A 22,545-nucleotide genomic window follows, 5' to 3' on the forward strand; every position below is an offset into this window, starting at 1 on the left:
GCGCAGGCGGACAGGGCGATCCGACGCTCAGCCAGTGTTTGGCTCGGTGGCGGCGTGCGGCCGCGCCGGACGCCGGTACACGAATTCCGGCGCCGCGCCGGCCGCCTCGCGCTGGGCCAGCGCCTGCAGGTCGGCATGCTCCGGCGCGCGCTCGCAGACCGGGTCCAGCGTGGCCGCGTCGCCGCTCAGCGCCAGCGCCTGGCAGCGGCAGCCGCCCCAGTCGATTTCGCGTTTCGGACAGCCCTGGCACACCTCCGGCATCCACGCCGTGCCGCGGTAGCGGGCGAACGCCTCGCCGTCCTGCCAGATCGCCGCCAGCGGACGCTCGCGCAGGTTTTCGAACACCATGTCCGGCAGGGTCTCGGCGGCGTGGCAGGGCAGCACGTCGCCGCGGGGAGAGATGTTGACGAAGCGCTGGCCCCAACCGCCCATGCACGCCTTGGGCCGGTGCGCGTAATAGTCGGGGGTGACGAAGTCGATGGTCAGCCGCTCGCGCAGCCGTTCGCGCGCCGCGGTCACCGCGACCACGGTGGCGTCGATCTGCGCGCGGCTGGGCATCAGCGCGGCGCGGTTGCGCAGGCCCCAGCCGTAGTACTGGGTGTGGGCCACTTCCAGGCGTTCGGCGCCCAGTTCCAGCGCCAGCTCGATCATCGCCGGCACCCGTTCGGCGTTGTGGCGGTGGATCACCGCGTTGATCGTCAGCGGCAGGCCGAGCGCGGTGACCGCGGCGGCGAAGGCGCGCTTCTTGGCCAGGCTGTCGCGGTAGCCGGCGATGAAGTCGGCGCCGGCGGCGTCGGCGTCCTGCACGCTCAGTTGCACGTGTTCCAGCCCGGCGGCGGCCAGTTGCGCCAGCATCGGCGCGCCACCAGCCACGCCGGAGGTGATCAGATTGCTGTACAGGCCCAGCCCGCGCGCATGCGCGACCAGCTCCGGCAGGTCCTTGCGCAGCATCGGTTCGCCGCCGGAGAAATGCGCCTGCAGCACGCCCATCGCCGCGGCCTGGTCCAGCGCCGAGCGCCAGCCGGCGGTGTCCATCTCCTCGCGCAGGGCGGCCAGGGCGATCGGGTTGGAGCAGTACGGGCAGGCCAGCGGGCAGCGGTGGGTCAGCTCGAGCAGCAGCGACAGCGGAGGCGGCACGGTCGCGTTCATGCGCGCAGCAGGCGCTTGCCGTGCAGGTCCGCGGCCAGTTCGAGCACGTCGCGCTCGACCTCGGCCGGATCGGCATCGAACTCCGCGGCCAGTTCCGCGGCGATCGCCGCCAGCGAGCGCGCGCCGTCGCAGCGCGACACGATCGCATGCGCGATCTCGTCCAGTTCGACCACTCGTTCCGGCGCCAGCAGCACCCATTGCGCGCGGGTGCGGTCGTGCTGCAGGCGCACGCCGGCCGCCAATCGCGGGCAGCTGTCGGGCGCCAAGGCGCTCATGCCGCCGCCTGCGCCGGGATGGCGACGAACGCGTCCGGCCAGGCCACGCCGGGTTGCACGTAGGCGAAGTGCAGCGCGTCCAGCTGCGACCACAGCACGCCGCACTTGAAGCGCAGCGCGTCCTGCACCAGTTGCTGCTTTTCCACCGTGTCGGCGTGGCGCTTGACGTAGTCCAGGGCGAAGTCCGAATCGCGCGGCGCCTCGTGCAGGCGGTGTTCGAAATACGCCAGCGCCTCGCGCGAGACGAAATCGTAGTGCTGCAGCATGCCGGCGACGCGGCGGCCGATGATGCCCGGCGCGAACAGCTCGGTCAGCGACGAGGCGATCGCCTCCAGCAGGCTCTTCTCGCGCACGAAGTGCAGGTAGGCCTGCACCGCGAAGCGGGTGCCGGGCAGCAGCGCGCGGCCGGATTGCACCAGCTCGCGGTCCAGGCCCAGCGCGTCGGTCAGGTGCAGCCAGCGCGCGATGCCGCCTTCGCCCTCGGCGCTGCCGTCGTGGTCGACGATGCGCTGGCGCCAGATCCGGCGCAGCGCCGGATCGTCCATCCGCGCCAGGATCGCCGCGTCCTTCAACGGGATACAGCGCTGGTATTCGTAGCGGTTCAGCGCCCAGGCCTGGACCTGGCCGCGTTCGAGCCGGCCGCTGTGCAGCAGCGCGTGGAACGGATGCTGGTCGTGGTACAGGCGCGCGCCGATCGCGCGCAGTTCCGCTTCCAGCTGCTCGGGGCTCAGCAATGCGTTCACGGGCGGATGCTCGCAGGTGGAGTGTTCACAGGGTGATGGCCATGCCGTCGTGGGCGACGTCCCAGCCGTGCGCGGCCACCGCCGCGCGCTCGGCCGAGCCGGCGTCGAGGATCGGGTTGGTGGTGTTGATGTGGATGAAGACCTTGCGTGCCACGTCCAGGTCGGCGAACGCACTCAGCGTGCCGGCCTCGCCGTCGATGCTGAGGTGGCCCATGCGCTGGCCGGTCTTGGCGCTGACCCCGAGCTGCACCAGTTCGTCGTCGCGCCACAGGGTGCCGTCGAAGAACACCAGTTCGGCGCCGCGCAGGCGCGTCCGCAGCGCGTCGGTCACGGCTGCGCAGCCGGGAATGTAATGGAAGCGATGGCGGCCATCGTCGATGGTCAGCCCCAGGGTCTCCTCGTCGGAGCCGGCCAGGTCGCCGCTGTGGCGGCTTTCCATGAACAACGGCACCTTGCCCGGCACCGCGAACGGGGTCACCTGCAGGCCGAGCAACGACAGCGGCGTGTCCAGGGCGAAGGCATGGCGCTGCACGTAGGCCGGGTGCAGCGCGTCGAAGATCGGATTCTGCGCCAGCAGGTCGAGCACGCGGCCGCTGGCATGCAGGTCGAAGCGCTGGCTTTCGCGCATCGACAGCAGCCCGGCGATATGGTCGATCTCGCCGCTGGTCAGCAGCACGGCTTCGATCGGGGAATGGCGCAGGTCGCGTTGCGGCCACAGCGCCGGGGTCGCCAGCAGTTGCTGGCGGAAATCGGGGGAGGCGTTGATCAACAGCCAGCGCTGGTTGTCGGCGCTGACCGCGATGCTGGCCTGGGTACGACGTTGGGCACCCGCAAGCTGTTGCCATGCCCGCAGGCTCGCGGGTGTGTGGCAGTTCCATTGCGGGTGCCCGCCGCCGGCCGCCGATCCCAATACGATGAGGTGCATCCGGCCTCCGTCTACGGCGCCTGGCCGGTCACACATCGTCTCGGGAACGGGGCGTCACGCGATCAAAGCTCGCCGGAGGCGTAACAGTTGATTTCCGCACCGACGCAGATTTCGCGGATCACAGGCTTGTTCCACTTCTTCATGGGCGTTCCTCTTCGGGTGGGATCACAGGGCGACGACGGCGACATCGGTTTCAGCGGAGCGCGGCGTCGGTTTCGAGAATAGGCTTGCCCTTTACGGGTGATGTGAAATTTCCGGTAAGGCCGGCCAAGTCGCAAGCCGGTCACAATGAGCTTCCGGTGCGTATGCGGTCGCGGCGGTCCGCGTGGCGCGCAATTGTGGGCAGGCGCGCAAGCGCGCTAGTGTAGGCAGCACCGCTTCGTCACGACCATCCGTCCTTGAATCACTCTCCCCATCCCGGCCTGGAGGCGCTGCTGCAGCGTCCGGCCGCCGCTGCGCTGGCGCCCGCGCTGCGCGAGGCACTGCTGCAGGCCTGGCAGGCGCAGCCGGAACAGACCGCGCGCGCGCCATGGCCGGTGCTGGCCGATACGCTGGACGCGCTGGCGCTGCTGTCCGCCGACGAAGCGGCGCTGCTGGCCGCGCTGCTGTTCGACCTGCCCGGCTTGCGCGCGCAGCTGGCGCAATTGCCGGTGGCGCCGCCGGCGCGGGCGCAGGCGGTGGTCGGCCTGCTCGACGGCCAGGACGCGGCCGACCAGGTCTGGGCGCTGCACGCCGGGCGCGAGGCCGGGCGCAATAGCGAAGGCCTGCGCCGGCTGCTGCTGTCGATCGTGCAGGACCTGCGCGTGGTGCCGATCCTGCTGGCGCGGCAGCTGGCGAAGATGCGCGTGGCCGACAAGCTGCCCGAAGCGCAGCGCCGCGCGCTGGCGCAGCTGACCCGCGACATCCACGCGCCGCTGGCCAACCGGCTGGGCATCTGGCAGCTGAAATGGGAACTGGAGGACCTGGCGTTCCGCCATCTGGAGCCGGACACCTACCGGCGCATCGCGCGCGAGGTGGACGAGAGCCGGGTGGCGCGCGAGCGCTACATCGAAACGGTCAAGAAGCTCCTGTCCAAGGCGCTGGGCGAGCAGGGCCTGCAGGCGGAGATCAGCGGCCGGCCCAAGCACATCTACAGCATCTGGCGGAAGATGCAGAAGAAGCGGCTGGCCTTCGACCAACTGTACGACCTGCGCGCGGTGCGGGTGATGGTCGACGACGTCGCCGCCTGCTACGCCGCGCTGGGCGTGGTGCACGCGCTGTGGGCGCCGGTGCCCAGCGAGTTCGACGACTACATCGCCCGGCCCAAGGCCAACGACTACCGCTCGCTGCACACCGCCGTGGTCGGCCCGGAAGGGCGCACGATCGAGGTGCAGATCCGTACCCACGAGATGCACGCGCAGGCCGAGCTGGGCGTGGCCGCGCACTGGAAGTACAAGGAAGGCGGCAAGGGCGCGGAGAAGGCGTTCGACCGCAAGATCACCTGGATGCGGCAGCTGCTGGAGCAGTCGCAGGACGGCGAGCAGGGCGGGCTGGCCGGCGCGCTCGACGCCGAACTGGTCGAGGACCGGGTGTATGCGCTGACTCCGATGGGCGAGGTGATCGACCTGCCGCAGGGCGCCACGCCGCTGGATTTCGCCTACCACGTGCACACCATGGTCGGGCACCGCTGCCGCGGCGCCAAGGTCAACAACCGCATCGTGCCGCTGACCCACAAGCTGCGCAGCGGCGACCGCGTCGAGATCCTGACCGGCAAGGAGGCCGAGCCGCGCCGCGACTGGCTGCTGCCGGCCAACGGCTACCTGGCCAGCGGCCGCTCGCGCGACAAGGTGCGCGCCTGGTTCCACAAGCTCGACCGCGCGCGCAACGTGCAAGCCGGCAAGGACCTGCTCGAGCGCGAACTCAAGCGCCTGGGCCTGCAGCATGCCGATCTGCTGCCAGCGGCGAAGAAGTTCCATGCCGACGGCATCGAGGAGCTGTACATCCAGGTCGCGCTGGGCGACGTCGGCCCCAGCCAGGTCGGCCGCGCCCTGCACGAGGCCGAACGCGCCGCGGCGCAGCCGTCCGCGCCGGCGCTGCCGCGGCCGACCGCGCGCCGCAGCGGCCTGGCCAAGTCCAAGTTCACCGTGCAGGGCGTGGGCAACCTGCTGGTGCAGCTGGCGCGCTGCTGCCAGCCGGTGGCCGGCGAGCCGATCGCCGGCTACCTGACCCGCACCCGCGGCGTCACCGTGCACCGCGTCGATTGCGCGTCCTTCGCCCGGCTCGCCGCCAGCAACCCGCAACGGGTGCTGCCGGTGGAGTGGGGCCAGGCCGGCGGCGGCTACGAGGTGGACGTGCTGGTGCGGGCGATGGACCGGCGCTGGCTGCTCAAGGACATCACCAACCTGATCGCGCAGGAGGACGCGCACGTGCTGGAGATCAACAGCGACAACGTGCGCGACAGCGGCCGCACCCAGTTGCGGCTGCGGCTGAAGGTCGGCGACTACGGGCAGCTGTCCACCTTGCTCGGCAAGCTCGACGCGCTGCCCGGGGTGGACGAGGCGCGGCGCCTGGGTTGACCCGGGCCACGCGCTGCGTGCGCATGCATGGTCTTGCCATGCACGCACGCTAAGCTTGCGCGGTGAGCAAGCCGCCAGATCAGATCAAGGACGAACGCCGGCGCCCGCAACGGTCGGTGCCGCTGTGGCGCGACCGTCGTGTCTGGCGTTGGGCGCTGGCGGCCTTGCTGCTGGTGGCGATGACCCTGGTGGTGTTCCGCCGCCCGCTGGCCGATCTGCTGTGGCCGGAAACGCGTATCCAGCAACTGCTCGACCAGGGCAACGCCGCATTGCGCGCCGGCCGCCTCAGCGCGGCCGACGGCAGCGGCGCGCGCGAGCGCTACGAGGCGGCGCTGGCGCTGGACGGCGACCGCCTGCAGGCGCGGGCCGGGCTGGCCGCGACCGGCCGCGCCGCGCTCGGCCAGGCGCGTGCGGCGCTGGCCGCCGGGCGCTATGCGCAGGTGCGCTCGGCGTTGGCGCTGGCGCGCGCGCTGCAGGTACCGCGCGCCGATGCCGATCGCATCGACGCCGCCTTGCGTCAGCGCGAGGCCGCGCATGCCGGGCTCGACCAATTGCTGCAAAAGGCGGCGCAGGCCCAGCGCGAGGGCCGCCTGGACGGCACGCCCGACGCGGCGCTGCCGCTGTACCGGCAGGTGCTGGAGTTCGCCCCGGAACGGACCGAGGCGCTGGAAGGTCGCGAGGATGCCTTGTCGGAATTGCTGCAGCGCGCGCAGGCGGCGCTGGCGCGTGGCGACGTGGCGGCGGCCGCGGCGCTGGTGGACAGCGCCCGCGACTACGACCCTGGGCACGTCGACCTGCCGGCGGCGCAGGCGGCGCTCAATCGCGCACTGGAAGCCTTGCAGCGCGAAGCCGATGCCGCGCTGCGCCGGCAGCGGCCGGACGCCGCGGCGCGCGCCCTGGCCAAGCTGCGCGCCGCGGCCCCCGATGCCGCCGGCGCGCGCGATGGCGAGGAACGCGTGGCCGCGGCATATGCGGCGCAGGCCACGCGCGCCGCTGCCGATTTCCGTTTCGCCGAGGCCGAGCGCGCGCTGCAGAAGGGGCAGGCGATAGCGCCCGACAACCGTGCGCTGGCCGACGCGCGGCAGGCGCTGACGCGTGCGCGGCAGAGCCAGGCCACGCTGCACTCGCCGCTGTCGCCTGCCGCGCGCGCGCGGCGTCTGCAGGCGTTGCTGACCGAGCTGCAGGCGGCCGAGGCGCGCGGCGACTGGCTGACCCCGCCCGGCAGCAGTGCCTACGACGCGCTGCAAGCGGCGCAGGTGCTGGCGCCACGCGATGTGCGCGTGCGCAGTGCCGAGCAGCGCGTGCTGGCGGCGCTGCGGCGCTGCTTCGACGACGAGTTGCGCGGCAATCGGGTGCTGGCGGCGAGCGCGTGCTATGACGCCTGGCATGCGCTGGCGCCGGGCGGCAACGGCGTGGCCGCGGCACGCCGGCGCCTGGCGCAGCGCTGGCTCGCGGTCGGCGACGAGCGCCTGAGCGCCGGCGATGCCGACTTCGCGCGCGAAGCCCTGCGCCGCGCCCGCGCGATCGATCCGGGCACGCCGGAACTGGCCGCGTTCGAGCATCGCTTACGTAGTCTGTCGCCTGGGCGTTGAGCGGTTTTGTGTCGCGCCCGACCTTGCAGGAGGCTCCAGTGCCAGCGACGCCGAAGCTTGCTGTTTCTGTCGCGGTTGATTACCCGAGAACGCCGCAACCGCTCCTGCAGAAGCTGGCCGGCATACTGCTTGCGCTTCTTCGGACGCAATCCGAAACCGTTGGATCCACCGCTTCGTTTGTCGCGGCTGAAGCCGCTCCTACAGTGCACCCAGCAAGTTCGCGGCAAGCTTCTGTAGGAGCGGCTTCAGCCGCGACGGGTTACCGGGAAGAGCATCGTGTCGATGACCCAATGTCCGCCAGAGCCGCTGCTGTTCGCCCTGCCGGGGGCGCCAACGAATCGCAGTCTTCCTAGTCCAGAAACACCTGCCGCACCGTGGCGCGCGCCGCGTCCAGCGAGAAGTGCGTGGCAATGTTGCGCAGGCCTTTGGCCGCCAGCGTGTTCCACAGCGCTTCGTCGGTGTACAGCTGCGCCAGCGCGGCGACGAACTGCGGGGCGGTCTCGGCGATCAGCACGTCCTCGCCGTGGCGCAGGTGCATGCCCTCCACCGCGCAGGGCGTGGCCACCACCGGTTGCCCGTGCGCCATGCTCAGGTTGACCTTGCCCTTGACCCCGGCGCCGAAGCGCAGCGGCGCCACCGCGATGCGGATCTCGTCCATGTAGGCGACGATGTCCGGCACGTAGCCGTGCAGTTCCACTCCGGGCGTGGCGGCGCCGAGACGGCGGATGTCGTCGGGCATGTCGGCGCCGATGCAGTGGAAGCGCAGGTCCGGCAGCAGCGCGCGCAGCGGCGGGAACACCTCCTGCAGGAACCAGCGCACTGCATCCACGTTCGGCGCATGGCGGAAGCCGCCGACGAACACCAGGTCGCGGCGCTGCGCCCACGGCCGGCCCGGTCCGGCCACTTCGTGCAGATTGGAGATCAGCGCGGTGCGCACCTGCGGCGCTTCGCGCTGCAGCTGTTCGCGCTCGACGTTGCTGACCAGCACGGTGACATCGACCTGGGCCATCACTTCTAGCTCGCGCGCGCGGGTGCGTTCGGCCTCGCGCAGCAGCCGTGCGTCGCCGGCCAGCTCGGCGCCGCGGCGCTCGCGCAGGTAGTGCAGATCGACGGTATCGAACAGCCGCCGCGCCTGCGGCGCGAAGCGGCGCAGCAGCGGCAGGCAGGCGTGGGCGACATGGTGGCGTACCAGCAGCACCGCATGGAAGCGTGCGCCGTGCTGCTGCAGGAATCCGCTCACGCTCTTCAGGTACGGCGCGTACCACACCTCCACGCCGAGCCGCTGCAGCGCCTCGCTGTGGCGGCTGGCGTACTCGCGGCCGCTGGGCACGAACACCACGTGCGCGCCTTCCTGCAGCAGCAGGCGGATCAGGTTGAGCTGGCGCAGCGAGGCCGAGTCGCGGTCCGGCTGCGGCACCGCCTCGTCGAGGATCAGCACCTGGCGCTGCCGCCGGTGCAGTTGCGCCGGGGTCGGCGTGGTCCCCGGCGGCAGCTGTTGCGCCAGCACATCGGCCCATTTGGCCGCGAACACGCCGCGGTTGCGCACCTGATAGGCCTTGATGCCGCTGCCGGTATCGGTGCCGTTGCTGGTGCCCTCGTCGTGCACCACTTGGCTGGCCGGCTGCAGCAGGGTGCGCAGTCCGGCCTTGCGCACGGCGAAGGCGAGGTCGGTGTCTTCGTAGTAGGCCGGCAGGTAGCGCGTGTCGAAGCCGCCCAACGCCAGGAAGCGTTCGCGCTCGATCGCCAGCGCCGCGCCAGCGCCGTAATCGATGTCGCGCAGGTAGGCGTAGCGCGGATCGTCCGGCGATTCGAAGCGGCCGTAGCTCCAGGCGCTGCCATCGGCGAAGACCACGCCGCCGGCTTCCTGCAGGCGCCCGTCCGGGTACAGCAGTTGCGCGGTGACCAGGCCGGCCTGCGGCACCTGCGCGAAGGTGTCCAGCAGCGCATCCAGCCAGCCCGGCTGCGGCACCGTGTCGTTGTTGAGGAACACCAGGTAGCGGCCGCGTGCGCGCGCCGCGCCGTCGTTGCAGGTGGCGATGAAGCCGCCGTTCTGGCTGCGCACGTGGTAGTGCAGGCCCTGGAGTTGCGGCAGCCAGTGCACGGTCTCGTCGCTGCTGCCGTCGTCGATCACCAGGATCTCGCAGGCCGCCGCCGGCGGGTGCGCGGCCAGAGCGCGCAGGCAGGCGAGGGTATGCGCGACGTGGTTGTAGACCGGGATCACGATGCTGACCAGCGGCGCGTCGCTGGCCGGCACGGCGAAGGCGGCGAACGGCTGCGGCGCGACCGCGAACAGCGTGCGCCGCGGCGGCGGCAACGGCTGCGCATGCACCCGCAGCCGTTGCCAGGTGCTGCGCCAGCCGCGCGCGCGCAGGCTGGCCAGGCCGCGCCGCAGCAGGCCGGCAAAACGGTTCAGGGCGTAGCGCAGGTTCGCCCAGGACATCGACATCCGTTGCAACTCCAGCTTAAACAAATGGGACCCCGCGCCGCGCTGCCTGCTGGCCTGCGCTAGACTCGCCGGAATTTACATTCTCGCATCCCCGTGCCACGACGCTACGACGACAACGACACCGACGATCAGGACACCGACGATCTCGACAGCGGCGCCTCGCCCTGGCGCCGGCGCCTGCTCACCTGGGGGCTAGCCGCCACCGCGCTGGGCCTGGGCTTCCTGATCCCGTACACGGTCTATCTGAACAAACAGGTGACGCAGCGCTTCGGCGAACTGCGCTGGCAGATTCCGACCCGGGTCTACGCCCGCCCGCTGGGGCTGGCGCCGGACACGGCGATGGATGCGCAGACGCTGAAGACCGAACTTGACGCGGCCAGCTACCGCGAGGATGCCGGTGCGCAGCGCCCCGGCACCTACCAGCAGGACGGCAGCCGCTTCGTCATCGCCAGCCGCGGCTACATCGACGTGGACGGCCGGGTCGCGCCCAAGCGCGTGGAAGTGAGCCTGTCCGGCGGCCGCGTGGCGGCGCTGCGCGATGCGCAGACGCGCAAGTCGCTGACCGCCGCACGGCTGGATCCGGCGCGCATCGCCACCTTGTACGGGCAGAAACAGGAAGAGCGGCGACTGGTGCGGGTGGACGAAGTGCCCGAGCTGCTGGTCACCGGCCTGCAGGCGGTGGAAGACCGCGACTTCAACTACCACCACGGCATCGACCTCAGCGGCATGGTGCGCGCGGCGTGGGTGATGGTGCGCTCCGGCGGCAAGAGCCGGCAGGGCGCCAGCACCCTGACCCAGCAGCTGGCGCGCAGCGGCCTGCTCGGCATCGGTAAGGAACAGACGCTCACCCGCAAGTTCAACGAGATCCTGTACGCGCTGATCATGGAAGCGCGCTACGACAAGCGCACCATCCTCGAGGCCTATCTGAACCAGGTCTACCTGGGCCAGCGCGGCAGCCAGGCGATCCACGGCGTGGCTTCGGGCGCGGAATTCTGGTTCGGGCGCGAGCTGGATTCGCTGCCGCCGGAGCAGGTGGCGTTGCTGATCGGCCTGGTCAAGGGGCCGTCCTACTACGATCCGCGGCGCTTCCCCGAGCGCGCGATGGACCGGCGCAATTTCGTGCTCGGCAAGCTGCGCGAGAGCGAGCTGATCGACGAGCCCACCTACCGCAAGGCGCTGGCCGCGCCGTTGGGCGTGCCGGCCAATCCGGGACTGGTCGCGGCCAACCGCTTCCCGGCCTACGTGGACCTGGTGCGCCGCCAGCTGGCGCGCGACTACCCGGAAAGCGCGCTGCAGGGCGCCGGATTGAGCGTGCTGACCGGCATGTCGCCGTCGGCGCAGGCCTATGCCGAAGGCGCGGTGACCCGCACCCTCACCGCGCTGGAAACCAACAAGAAGCGCCCGCCGCTGCAGGCCGGGCTGGTGCTGACCGACACCCACAACGGCGACGTGCTGGCGGTGGTCGGCAGCCGCGACGTGTCGCAGCCCGGCTTCAATCGCGCGATCGAGGCGCAGCGCCAGGTCGGCTCGCTGCTCAAGCCGTTCGTGTACCTGCTGGCGCTGGCGCAGCCGGACCACTACTCGCTGGCCAGTTGGGTCGACGATTCGCCGGTGACGGTGCAGCTCAGCCGCGGCAAGCGCTGGACCCCGGGCAATTCCGACAACCGCAGCCACGGCACGGTACGCGTGGTCGATGCGCTGGCGCATTCGTACAACCAGGCCACGGTGCGGATCGGCATGCAGGTCGGGCCGGAGCGGGTGGCGCAGCTGATCAAGGTGCTGGCCGGGCTCGAGGCCGAGAACAATCCGTCGCTGATCCTGGGCGCGACCGACCAGAGCCCGTACGCGATGACCCAGCTGTACCAGTTCCTCGCCTCCGGCGGCGAGATCCAGCCGCTGCACGCGGTGCGCGGCGTGCTCGATCCGCAGGGCAAGCTGCTCAAGCGCTACGACAAGGCTCCGGCGCCGGCGCAGGAAGGCGATTCGGTCGCCGCCAACTTGGTCGGGCTGGCGCTGCAGCAGGTGGTCAGCAACGGCACCGCGCGGCAGCTGCTCGGCGACGGCCTGGGCAAGCTGACCCCGGCCGGCAAGACCGGCACCAGCAACGATGGCGTGGACAGCTGGTACGCCGGCTACACCGGCGATCATCTGGCGGTGATCTGGATCGGCAACGACCAGAACAAGCAGACCGGCCTGTACGGCGCCACCGGCGCGATGCGGGTGTGGTCGGGCATCTTCGCGCGGCTGCCGAGTTCGCCGTTGAAGGTGCAGGGCAAGGGCATCGACTGGCAATGGATGGACCCGGCCGGCAGCAACAGCACCGATCCCAGCTGCCCCGGCGCGCGCCAGTTCCCGTTCGTGGTCGGCTTCGCCCCGGCGTTTGCGCCGTGCGCGCCGCCGCAGGCGCTGCCCGAAGAAGGCCAGCCCGCCGCCGAGGGCGAGCAGAGCCGTGGCGGCGGCTGGCGCAGCTGGTTCGGCCTGGACAAGAAGAAAGAAACGCCGCCCGCCGACGCGGCGTCCACCCCTCCGGCGCAATGATCCACGGATGCCTGCCATGACCCGATACGCCCCCACCGTCGCCATCGCCGCGCTCAGCCTGCTGCTGGCCTCCTGCGTCAGCGCGCCGCCGCCGCCCCCGCCGCCGCCGGTGGACACCACCACCCCGGCGCAGCGCGTCGCCGCGATCGATGCCAGCGGCGGTGCCGACGACACCGAACTGAGCGTGCAGCCGTTGCGCGATCCGCAGGTCGAGGACCTGCGCGACAGCGCCAAGCGCAAGCGCGCGGCCGGCGACCTGGCCGGCGCCGCGGCGGCGCTGGACCAGGCCCTGCAACTGGTGCCGGAAGATCCGGCGCTGCTGCAGGACCGCGCCGAACTGGCCTTGCTGCTGAAGGACGACGCCGGCGCCGAGGCCTTCGCCAAGCGCGCCGTCGACCTGGGCTCGCAGACCGGCCCGCTGTGCCGGCGCCACTGGGCCACCATCGAGCAATCGCGGCTGGCCCGCGGGCAGAAGGAGAACGCGGCGTCCGCGCATGCGCATATCGAGGGCTGCACGGTGGCGGGGATCAAGCGGTATTGATGAGCCGGGATTGGGGATTGGGGATTCGGGATTGGTAGAAGCGACGGCGGTTCGGTTGTTTGTGGCGGGCCGATATCGCCGCTTCGGTGGGCGCACTAAATAGCGAAACCGACGTGCCGCTCTAACGAATCCCCAATCCCGAATCCCCAATCCCGGCCCCCAATGTCCCTCGCCCACGCCAGCACCGAAGCGCTCAGCGAAGGCGGTGCGCTCGCCCGCCAGCTGGATGCGTTCGTGCCGCGGGCGGCGCAGCTGCGGTTGACCGCGGCCATCGCCGAGGCGTTCGAGCAGCGCGACGTGCTGCTCGCCGAGGCCGGTACCGGCACCGGCAAGACCTATGCGTATCTGGTGCCGGCGCTGCTGTCGGGATTGAAGACCATCGTCTCCACCGGCACCCGCGCGCTGCAGGACCAGCTCTACCACCGCGACCTGCCGCGGGTGCGCGCGGCGCTGGGTGTGGGCCTCAACAGCGCACTGCTGAAGGGCCGCGCCAACTATCTGTGCAAGTACCGGCTGGAGCAGGCCAAGGGCGAGCCGCGCTTCACCTCGCGCGAGCAGATCGCGCAGTTCCAGCGCATCGTCGCCTGGGGCGGGCGCACCCGCTTCGGCGACATCGCCGAGCTGGAGGCGCTGCCCGACGATTCGCCGCTGCTGCCGATGGTCACCTCGACCATGGACAACTGCCTGGGCACCGAATGCCCGTTCTGGGGCGAGTGTTTCGTGGTGCAGGCGCGGCAGCGCGCGCAGGCCGCCGACGTGGTGGTGGTCAACCATCATCTGCTGCTGGCCGACCTGGCGCTGAAGCAGGAAGGCTTCGGCGAGATCCTGCCCGGCGCGCAGGTCTTCGTCATCGACGAGGCGCATCAATTGCCGGAACTGGCGGCGAACTTCTTCGGCGAGAGCTTCGGCATGCGTCCGCTGCAGGAGCTGGCGCGCGACTGCCTGGCCGAGAGTCGCCACGTCGCCGGTGCGCTGGCCAGCCTGCAGGCGCCGGTGCAGGCGCTGGAGCAGGCCTTGCGCGAACTGCGCGCGGCGATGGAAGGCTTGCCCACCCGCGGCACGCAATGGCGGCTGCTGGCCAAGCCGCAGGTGCGCGACGGTTTCGATGCGCTGCTGGCGGAACTGGCGCGGCTGCAGGAGAGCCTGGCGGCGCTGCGCGAGGCCTCGCCTGGTTTCGACGCCTGCGCGGCGCGCGCGCAGGAGATGCGCGCGCGCCTGGGCCACTGGCTCGGCGACGACGCGCCGATCGCCGATTTCGACGCCGAGCCGGAACCGCCGTCCAACGATGTGCTGTGGTACGAACTGAGCGCGCGCGGCTTCCGCTGCCAGCGCACGCCGCTGGATGTGTCCGGCCCGTTGCGCCTGCATCGCGAGAAGTCACACGCGGCCTGGGTGTTCACCTCGGCGACGCTGGCGGTGAAGGGCGATTTCGAGCACATCGCCACGCGCCTGGGCCTGAGCGATCCGATGACCCTGCTGCAGCCCAGCCCGTTCGACTGGGCGCGGCAGGCGCTGTGCTATCTGCCGGCGCTGCCGGATCCGAACGCGCGCGGTTTCGGGACCGCCTTGATCGCCGCGCTGCATCCGGTGCTGCAGGCCTCGCAGGGCCGCGCCTTCCTGCTGTTCGCCTCGCACCGCGCCTTGCGCGAAGCCGCCGAGGCGTTACGCGACGGGCCATGGCCCCTGTTCGTGCAGGGCGAGGCGCCGCGCGCGAGCCTGCTGCAGCGTTTCCGCGAGTCCGGCAACGGCGTGCTGCTCGGCTCGGCCAGCTTCCGCGAAGGCGTGGACGTGGTCGGCGATGCGCTGAGCGTGGTGGTGATCGACAAGCTGCCGTTCGCCGCGCCGGACGATCCGGTGTTCGAGGCGCGGCTGGACGCGATCCGCCGCGACGGCGGCAACCCGTTCCGCGACGAACAGCTGCCGCAGGCGGTGATCGCGCTGAAGCAGGGCGTGGGCCGGCTGATCCGCAGCGAGACCGACCGCGGCGTGCTGGTGCTGTGCGATCCGCGCCTACTGTCCAAATCCTACGGCCGCACCTTCCTGGAATCGCTGCCGCCGTTCGCGCGCACCCGCGATGTCGAGGACGTGCGCCAGTTCTTCGGCGCCGGCGCCGCCGCGCCGGTGGATAATCACGAACACGTCGCGTCGTCGCCGTTCGACTAGCCGGCGCACGGCATCCGCTTTTGCTCATCGCTGCGCTTTTTCGAATCCCCAATCCCGAATCCCCAATCCCGGCCCCAATGAAAATCCTCGCCTTCGAAACCGCCACAGAAGCCCTCTCCGTCGCCGTGCATGTCGATGGCAAGGTCCTGGAGCGCTTCGAGCTCGCGCCGCGCCGGCATGCCGAGCTGGCGCTGCCGTGGGCCGAGCAGTTGCTGGCCGAAGCCGGCATCGCCCGCAGCCAACTCGATGCCATCGCCTTCGGCCGCGGCCCCGGCGCGTTCACCGGCGTGCGCCTGGCGATCGCGCTGGCGCAGGGCATCGCGCTGGCGCTGGACCTGCCAGTGTTGCCGGTGTCCACCTTGCATGCGCTGGCCTTGCGCGCGCCGGCCGACGCGCCGCAGGTGCTGGCCGCAATCGACGCGCGCATGGGCGAGATCTATGCGGCGGCGTTCGTGCGCGATGCCGATGGCCTGCGCGCGCTGACGCCCGAGCAGGTGCTGATCCCGGACGCGTTCGTGCTGCCGCAGACGGACGCGCCCTGGCACGGCGTCGGCACCGGTTTCGCCGCCATCGACGCGACGCTGCAGCGGCGCTTGCATGCGCAGTTGCGCAGCGTCGATGCGCAGGCCTTGCCGCATGCCGCCGACGTGCTGACCCTGGCGCTGGCCGCCCATGCGCGCGGCGAAGCGATCGCGCCGGAGCGCGCCGAGCCGGCCTATCTGCGCGACAACGTCGCGCTGACCCTGGCCGAGCAGCAGGCGCAGCGGGCCGTACGATGAGCGCGGCCGAGAGCGAACGCGCGCGTTTCCGCGGCTGCCTGCTGGGCCTGGCGGTCGGCGATGCAGTGGGGACAACGCTGGAATTCAAGGCGCCCGGCAGCTTCGCCCCGATCGACGACATGGTGGGCGGCGGTCCGTTCGAGCTGCAGCCGGGGCAGTGGACCGACGACACCTCGATGGCGCTGTGCCTGGCGCACAGCCTGCTGTACCGCGAAGGGTTCGACGCCGCGGACCAGATGAACCGCTATTGCAACTGGTACCGCCATGGCTACCTGAGCAGTACCGGTGCGTGTTTCGACATCGGCAACACCGTGCGCCAGGCGCTGGAGCGTTATCTGGACGGCGGCCCGGCGTTCAGCGGCAGCGACGACCCGCGCGCGGCCGGCAACGGCTCGCTGATGCGGCTGGCGCCGGTGGCGATGTACTACGCGCATCGCCCCTCAGTGTTGGCCGAGCGCGCGGCGGACAGTTCGCGCACCACCCATGCCGCCGCCGAGGCGCTGGATGCCTGCCGCCTGTTCGCGTTGCAGTTGCGCGCGGCCATGCTCGGCGGCGATCGCATACAGGTGCTGCAGGCGCCGGATGTGGCGCTGGACACGCCGGCGCTGCGCGCGCTGGCCGTGCGCGAGCATGCCGCGGTGCCTGCAACGCAGATTCGCGGTACCGGCTACGTGGTCGATGCGCTGTCGGCGGCGCTGTGGTGTTTCGCGACCACCGAGTGCTTCGCCGATGCGGTATTGCGCGCGGCCAACCTCGGCGACGATGCCGACACCACCGCGGCGATCTGCGGCCAGCTGGCCGGCGCCTTCTACGGCATCGACGGCATTCCCGCCGCCTGGCGCGCGCGTGTGCAGGACGCGGCGGAGATCGTGGCGCTGGCCGATCGCCTGCACCAGGCCAGCGTGGCGGAATGAACGCATGCGGGGAGGCCGGCGATGGCTCGCCGGCCTCCCCGCGTTGCGACCGCGCAGTCGCGGTCAGTAGTCGTAGCTGACGCTCAACCGCAGCGAACGCGGTGCCTGACGCAGCAGCGCCGCGCCGTACACCGGATCGCTGTTGCCCGGATCCGTTTCCGAATACGGGTACTTCCACAGCGTGGCCTGGCCGTTGAAGGCGTTGAACACGTCCAGGTTGAAGGCCAGCTTGTGGTCGGCGTAGGCCGGCCGCCACGACACCCCGAGATCGAGCTGCTTCAGCCACGGCAGGCGGCCCTGGCTGCCCGGAGGCGCCGCTTGGCCCTGGTAGTAGTGGTAGGCGATGCCGTAGCCGGACGGGTCGCTCTGGTCGGCGCCGTACGAACCCAACGCACTGAACGGCGTGCCGGACACCAGCTTCAGATTGGCCGACACCAGCCATTCGGGAGTGAACTGGTAATAGCCGTAGAACTTGAACTGATGGGTATGGTCGTTGCTCTGCGGGCCGTTGGTGTGTTCCATCAGCTGCGCGTAGTCCCAGGCCTGGGTGGTGGACACCGCGGTCTGGCCGATGCCCGACAGCAGCTGGCCTTCGGTGGTGCCGTAGCTGCGCGACCAGGTGTAGTCGAAGCGCCCGTACCAGCGCTGGTCGAACGGATGCTCCAGCGACAGGTTGAGCCCGTAGTAGTTGCGCTTGAACTTGGGAAAGCCGAGTTCGGCATTGCTCAGCGGCACGCTGACGTAGTTGCCCGAGGTGTCCACCAGGGTGAAGGTGTTGGACTTGCCCGGATTGATCAGCCAGCAGCTGACCGGATTGCTGTCCAGGGTCACCGAATGCCCTTGCGCCGCTGCTGCGGCGAACACCGTGTCGCTGTCGCAGTAGTCGTCCACGCCGCTGCGCAACACGCGGTAAGTGCCCTTGGCGCCGTAGACCCAGCTGTCGCCCCAGGCCTTGGTGAAGCCGAGGATGAACTCGTCCTGGAACGAGGGCTTGATGCCCTGCGTGGCCACGGTCTTGGCATCGGGCAGGATGCCGTAGTTGTTGTTGGAGGAGACCGCGCCGGAGATCTGGGTCAGGTCGGTGGGGTAGCCGTTGCCGTCGATGCCGCCGTAGGTGTAGTAGGTCGAGGTCGCCAGGGTCGCGCCGGCGGCATTGAATGCCGGATTCAGCGGCAGCGCCAGGTAGTAGCGGCCGGCGTTGCCGTAGACCTTGAAGCGCGCGTCGCCGTCGACGTCCCAGCTGAAGCCCAGGCGCGGCGCCCACTGCCCGCTGGTCTGCTTGATGTAGGCGTCGCCATCGCGGTTGTAGTTGGTGAACTGGTCCAGGCGCAGGCCGAGGCTGAGCAGGAAGCGGTCGCTGACCTGCCAGTTGTCCTCGATGTACTGCGCGCGCTGCACCGCGCGCACCGAGGCCAGGGCGCTGTAGACGTAGCGGCGCACGTAGTAGCCGTCCTCGCCGTTGGCGTAGCCGCCGGTGGCCGGCACGCCGAGTCCGGTGTTGATCGGTATGTTCGGGTTGGACTGGCCGTAGATCCACTGGTACCCGTCGCCCGAGGCCACCGAGCCGCGGTTGAGCGCGCGCGCGTTCTGGTTGTCGATGCCGACGGTGATGCTGTGCTCGCCGATGACGTAGTTCAGGTCCAGCCGCAGGTTGTCGGTGCGGTTGCCGCGGTCGGGATCGATCAGCAGCGCGGTGGTCTGTGCGTTGGTGATCGGGGTGCCGCCGGTGTAGGCCGGATTCTGGAACGAGGTGCCGCTGAGGTAAGTCAGCCCACTGTTGTAGTTGGGGTTGCCGGTGTAGTCGTCGGTGCGCTGCTTGCCGTACTGGGCGCTGAAGGTCAGGCGGTCGGTGAGGTAGCCGGTGTACTTGGCGGTCCACAGGTCGCCGCCGGTCTTGGTGGTGTCGGCGCTGCCGCGCAGGTCGCCGATGTCGTGGCCGCTGTACTCGTAGTACTTGCCGCGGGTGATGTAGCGGCTGGAGGCGCCGGTGATCTCCAGCAACTGGTTGTCGCTGATGTTCCAGTCGAGCTTGGCGTACCAGCTCGGCCGGCGATAGTGATAGTCGTAGTAATACTCGCCTGGGGTGGTCTCGCGTGCACCGTAGAACCTGTCGCCGTCCTGGCGCTGCAGTTCGTAGGAGCCGAAGAAGAACAGCTTGTCCTGGATCAGCGGGCCGCCCGCGTACAGGCTCTGCGTGCTGAGCGTGGAACTGCTCTTGCTGTCCGGCCGGTACAGGCTGCCGTCGCCAGGCGCGTAGACGTCCTTCTGCGAGGAGCGCAGGCCGTCCGGTTCCCACGTCGCCTGTCCGCCGAAATGCCATTCGTTGCTGCCGCGCTTGCCGACCGCGTTGATCACGCCGCCGTCGGAACGCCCGTACTTGGCGCTGTAGCCGCCGGTGTAGACCTCCAACTGGTCGATGCTGCCGTAGGGCAGGGTCAGCCCGCCCAGCCCGCGCAGCGGGTCAGTGGTGTTGAAGCCGTTGATGTAATAGGCGTTCTCCGCGGCCGAGGAGCCGCCGAAGCTGAGCAGTTGCGCGCCGGTCGGACCGGTATAGGTGCCGCTGCCGCTGTTGCCGGCCACGCCGGGCGCCAGCTGCGCGATCGCCTCGGCCGAGCGTCCCAGCGGCAGCCGCTGCAACTGTTCTGCGTTGATCACCGTGCGCGAGTCGACGCTGCTGACGTCGATCGCGGCGGCGGCGCGGTCGGCGCTGACGGTGACCCCGGTCAGGCTGGTGACCGCGGCGAAGGAGACGTCGGTGACCGCGCCGACGGTCAGGCCCACGCCCTCGCGGCTGCCGAGCACGGCGTCGTCGGCACCCTTGGCGACGACGGTGTAGGTGCCCAGCGGCAGCTGGCCGATGCTGTAGCGGCCGCGCGCATCGACCGCGACTTCGCGGCTGAGGCCGCTGTCGCTGCGCACCTGCACGCGTTGCGCGTTGGCCGGCGCCTGGCCGGCGACGGTGCCGGTGGTGGACTGGGCCAGGGCGGCCGGCGCAGCGAGGGCGGCGCTCAGCGCCAGCGCGAGCAGGGCGGGCCTGCGAAGGAGGAGGGACTTTTTCATGGAGGAGGCGGCTCGGGTGGTGGGGGCGGGGATGCGCCGCGCCGGCTTCCGAGTCACTCGTCCTTGGCGATGCGGTGTGCGCGGTAACGTTCCCCGCCACCATTAACCTTAATGTGATGCCTATTCAGAAATGCCGCGTCGTTATGTCGGTGGCACGAATGGTTATCTCGATCTGTGCTGTGGGCGTACATGCGGTGCCGTGAGGGCAACTCCTTCTCCCGTCGGGAGAAGGTGCCCCGAAGGGGCGGATGAGGGTACGGGGCGCAGCCTCGAAATGTTCAGTGCCGTCAGGCGGTCCGTGGCGGCCTTACCCTCACCCCAACCCCTCTCCCGATGGGAGAGGGGCTCGGTTTGTCCCTTCTCCCGTCGGGAGAAGGTGCCCCGCAGGGGCGGATGAGGGTACGGGCGCAGCCTCGAAATGTTCGGCGGCGCCAGGCGAGCCGTGGTGGCCGTACCCTCACCCCAACCCCTCTCTCCCACGGGGACTCCCTTCGGTCGCCGGTGGGAGAGGGGCTCGATTTGTTCCTTCTCCCGTCGGGAGAAGGTGCCCCGCAGGGGCGGATGAGGGTACGGGCGAAGCCTCGAAATGTTCATTGCCGCCAGGCGGTCCGTGGCGGCCGGACCCTCACCCCAACCCCTCTCCCGATGGGAGAGGGGCTCGATTTGTCCCTTCTCCCGTCGGGAGAAGGTGCCCCGAAGGGGCGGATGAGGGTACGGCGAAGCCTCGAAACGTTCGGTGCCGCCGAGCAATCCGTGCTGACCGTACCCTCACCCCAACCCCTCTCCCGATGGGAGAGGGGCTTGTCGCCGCGCGCGCTCAGCGGTCGTCGCGTAGCGTGCCGCCGGGCAGGAACACCCAGGTACGGGTGACCTGCAGGATGTCGATGTTGTCTTCGGTATGCGGCAGTGGCGGGAACGGTTGCGCCAGTTGCACCACCCGCATCGCCGCGGCGTCGAGCATCGGCACCCCGCTGGAGCGCAGGATGCGGCTGCTCTCGATGCTGCCGTCGCGGCGCACGCCGACGCTGATCACCACCTGGCCGCCCAGCCGCTGCCGGCGCGCCTCGTCGGGATAGTTGAGGTTGCCGACGCGCTCGGCGCGGTCGACCCAGGCGCGCAAATAATTGGCGTAGGCGTATTCGCGGGTGCTGGCCGAGACGAACTTGCGGTTCGGGCGCTTGGCGTACTGCTCCGACCGCAGGTGCACTTCGGCGGCCAGGCGCGCCATCTCCGCATCGCGCTGCTCGCGCTGCGCATCCACCGGCTGCGTCGGGGCGTCGGTGCGCGGCTGGGTCTGCGCTGCCGGCTGCGGCTGCTCGCCGCGCGCGCTGCTGACCACGCGCGGGGTCGGCTCGGGTGCCGCCGCCGCGGTCTGCGCGCGCAGCGCCTGCGGCGCCAGGCCGTCGTGCTGCTGCGGCACGATGCCGGGCTGGCTGTCGCGCGGGCGCTGCGCCTTGTCGTGGTCGCCGCCGCCCTGCTGGTTGGCCTGGGCCAGGAAATCGGCCTGCTTCGGCGTCAGCGGGGTGCTGGTCTGGCTGAAGATCACGTCCAGGGTGGGTATCAGCGGCGCGTCGTCGTCGATCGCGAAGCCCACCCCCAGGATCAGCAGGCCGTGCACGATCAGCGACAGCACCAGGGTGGCGCTGAGCCGGTCGCGCTCGCCGATGCGCGGCGCGGGCGTCGCGGCGGCCGCGCTCATCGCGCCGGGTAGGCCTCGATCGCGTCGAACAGCAGCCCGGCGATGTTCAGCCCGAACTGCGCGTCCAGTTCGCGCACGCAGGTCGGGCTGGTGACGTTGACCTCGGTCAGGAAATCGCCGATCACGTCCAGGCCGACGAAGCGCATGCCGCGCCGTTTCATCTCCGGGCCGACCTGGGCGGCGATCCAGCGGTCGCGCTCGCTCAGCGGGCGGCCTTCGCCGCGGCCGCCGGCGGCCAGGTTGCCGCGGAATTCGTCGCCCTGCGGGATCCGCGCCAGGCAGTAGTCCACCGGCACCCCATCCACCAGCAGGATGCGCTTGTCGCCGGCGCTGATGTCGGGAATGAAGCGCTGCGCCAGGGCCAGCGTGCGGCCGCCGTCGGTCAGCGTCTCCAGGATCACGTTGAGGTTGGGGTCGCCGGTGCCGCTGCGGAAGATCGAACGCCCGCCCATGCCGTCCAGCGGCTTCAGCACCGCCTGGCCGTGTTCGAGCACGAACGCCTTCAGCGCGGCCGCGTCGCGGCTGACCAGGGTCGGCGGGCAGCATTGCGGGAACAGCTGCGCAGCCAGCTTCTCGTTGAAGTCGCGCAGGCCCTGCGGGTCGTTGACCACCTGCGCGCCGGCGCGCTGGGCCACGCTCAGCACGTGGGTGTCGTACAGGAATTCCGAATCGAACGGCGGGTCCTTGCGCATCAGCACCACCTGCCCGGTACCGAACGCCAGCTCGGCGAACGCGCCCAGTTCGAACCAGCCGCTCTTGTCGTCGCGCACCTGCAGCGGCGCGGCCTGGGCCAGCGCGCGGCCTTCGCGCAGCGACAGCCCGCCGGGACGCACGTAGTGCAAGCGGTGCCCGCGGCGCTGCGCTTCCAGCAACATCGCGAAGGTAGTGTCTTTGGCAATCTTGATGCTGGCGATGGGATCCATCACCACGATGACATCGAACGACATGGCGTTACCCGGGGGACTGATCGGAGGATGGTAGCGGGTCGGCGGCGGGGGTGCGCAAGGGCCGCGGCACGGGGCCGTGCGGTGACCTGCGGCGGCAATCAAACTGTGACATAGTTAGCGCTGGAAAGTGACACAAAGCAGAGCCGTGGCGGCGGCCTTGACAGTCCGAGCGGGTCTTGGGATACATGTCGTTTCGCAGCGACGTCGGAACCGATGAAG

The 22,545-nt window shown here is 70.6% G+C and carries 16 protein-coding genes; 7 read left to right on the top strand and 9 right to left on the bottom strand.

The window, feature by feature from the left end; genetic code table 11:
* Window positions 1-27: 27 nt before the first annotated feature.
* The 5 genes from pqqE to pqqA form a co-directional block, all read right to left on the bottom strand.
* The gene (pqqE, locus tag HEP74_RS05760) at window positions 28-1,149 is read right to left on the bottom strand and encodes a pyrroloquinoline quinone biosynthesis protein PqqE (RefSeq protein WP_185815589.1); all 1,122 of its coding nucleotides are present in this window, start codon (window positions 1,147-1,149) and stop codon (window positions 28-30) included.
* Complete coding sequence (gene pqqD, locus HEP74_RS05765; protein ID WP_185815590.1) at window positions 1,146-1,424, bottom strand: pyrroloquinoline quinone biosynthesis peptide chaperone PqqD; 279 nt, start codon at window positions 1,422-1,424, stop codon at window positions 1,146-1,148. Before pqqD ends, pqqE begins: the two co-directional genes overlap by 4 nt.
* On the bottom strand, window positions 1,421-2,167 hold the full coding sequence (pqqC, locus tag HEP74_RS05770) for a pyrroloquinoline-quinone synthase PqqC (RefSeq protein WP_185815591.1): 747 nt from the start codon (window positions 2,165-2,167) through the stop codon (window positions 1,421-1,423). The genes pqqD and pqqC overlap by 4 nt, the downstream gene beginning before the upstream one ends.
* 25 nt (window positions 2,168-2,192) lie before the next feature.
* Entirely contained in the window at window positions 2,193-3,092 is a 900-nt protein-coding gene (pqqB, locus tag HEP74_RS05775; RefSeq protein ID WP_185815592.1) for a pyrroloquinoline quinone biosynthesis protein PqqB, read from the bottom strand.
* Between the two features lie 62 nt (window positions 3,093-3,154).
* Window positions 3,155-3,280 carry a pyrroloquinoline quinone precursor peptide PqqA gene (gene pqqA / locus HEP74_RS22090; protein WP_206230721.1) on the bottom strand — a complete coding sequence of 42 codons (126 nt, stop codon included), beginning with the start codon at window positions 3,278-3,280 and terminating at the stop codon, window positions 3,155-3,157.
* A 210-nt stretch (window positions 3,281-3,490) separates the two neighbouring features.
* On the opposite strand from pqqA, the gene HEP74_RS05785 reads away from it, so the two are divergent.
* Together HEP74_RS05785 and HEP74_RS05790 are read left to right on the top strand one after the other, a co-directional pair.
* Window positions 3,491-5,647 carry a RelA/SpoT family protein gene (locus HEP74_RS05785; RefSeq protein ID WP_185815593.1) on the top strand — a complete coding sequence of 719 codons (2,157 nt, stop codon included), beginning with the start codon at window positions 3,491-3,493 and terminating at the stop codon, window positions 5,645-5,647.
* A 179-nt stretch (window positions 5,648-5,826) separates the two neighbouring features.
* Window positions 5,827-7,239: a hypothetical protein gene (locus HEP74_RS05790; RefSeq protein ID WP_185816519.1), complete on the top strand. Its 1,413-nt coding sequence runs from the start codon at window positions 5,827-5,829 to the stop codon at window positions 7,237-7,239.
* Window positions 7,240-7,588: 349 nt separating this feature from the next.
* Here the strand turns inward: HEP74_RS05790 and HEP74_RS05795 are convergent, their stop codons facing one another.
* Window positions 7,589-9,685, bottom strand: coding sequence for a glycosyltransferase (locus HEP74_RS05795; protein WP_185815594.1), 2,097 nt, complete (start codon window positions 9,683-9,685; stop codon window positions 7,589-7,591).
* Window positions 9,686-9,778: 93 nt separating this feature from the next.
* On the opposite strand from HEP74_RS05795, the gene mrcB reads away from it, so the two are divergent.
* From mrcB to HEP74_RS05820, 5 genes are all read left to right on the top strand, one after another.
* Window positions 9,779-12,223 carry a penicillin-binding protein 1B gene (mrcB, locus tag HEP74_RS05800; RefSeq protein ID WP_185815595.1) on the top strand — a complete coding sequence of 815 codons (2,445 nt, stop codon included), beginning with the start codon at window positions 9,779-9,781 and terminating at the stop codon, window positions 12,221-12,223.
* 16 nt (window positions 12,224-12,239) lie between these two features.
* Window positions 12,240-12,764, top strand: coding sequence for a tetratricopeptide repeat protein (locus tag HEP74_RS05805; protein WP_185815596.1), 525 nt, complete (start codon window positions 12,240-12,242; stop codon window positions 12,762-12,764).
* A 162-nt stretch (window positions 12,765-12,926) separates the two neighbouring features.
* A complete protein-coding gene (gene yoaA, locus HEP74_RS05810) occupies window positions 12,927-14,927 on the top strand; it encodes a DNA repair helicase YoaA (RefSeq protein WP_185815597.1) in 2,001 nt (666 codons plus the stop codon).
* 77 nt (window positions 14,928-15,004) lie between these two features.
* Window positions 15,005-15,706, top strand: a complete 702-nt coding sequence (tsaB, locus tag HEP74_RS05815) for a tRNA (adenosine(37)-N6)-threonylcarbamoyltransferase complex dimerization subunit type 1 TsaB (protein ID WP_185815598.1) — start codon at window positions 15,005-15,007, stop codon at window positions 15,704-15,706.
* A complete protein-coding gene (locus HEP74_RS05820) occupies window positions 15,703-16,620 on the top strand; it encodes an ADP-ribosylglycohydrolase family protein (protein WP_185815599.1) in 918 nt (305 codons plus the stop codon). The genes tsaB and HEP74_RS05820 overlap by 4 nt, the downstream gene beginning before the upstream one ends.
* Before the next feature lie 63 nt (window positions 16,621-16,683).
* On the opposite strand, the gene HEP74_RS05825 is transcribed toward HEP74_RS05820, so the two are convergent.
* The 3 genes from HEP74_RS05825 to gshB all read right to left on the bottom strand — a co-directional run bounded on the left by HEP74_RS05825 (window position 16,684) and on the right by gshB (window position 22,326).
* Window positions 16,684-19,680: a TonB-dependent receptor gene (locus tag HEP74_RS05825; RefSeq protein WP_185815600.1), complete on the bottom strand. Its 2,997-nt coding sequence runs from the start codon at window positions 19,678-19,680 to the stop codon at window positions 16,684-16,686.
* 817 nt (window positions 19,681-20,497) lie between these two features.
* Window positions 20,498-21,379: an energy transducer TonB family protein gene (locus HEP74_RS05830; protein WP_185815601.1), complete on the bottom strand. Its 882-nt coding sequence runs from the start codon at window positions 21,377-21,379 to the stop codon at window positions 20,498-20,500.
* Entirely contained in the window at window positions 21,376-22,326 is a 951-nt protein-coding gene (gene gshB / locus HEP74_RS05835; RefSeq protein WP_185815602.1) for a glutathione synthase, read from the bottom strand. The genes HEP74_RS05830 and gshB overlap by 4 nt, the downstream gene beginning before the upstream one ends.
* Window positions 22,327-22,545 lie beyond the last annotated feature (219 nt).

It is taken from the genome of Xanthomonas sp. SS (assembly GCF_014236835.1).
Classification (GTDB): domain Bacteria; phylum Pseudomonadota; class Gammaproteobacteria; order Xanthomonadales; family Xanthomonadaceae; genus Xanthomonas_A.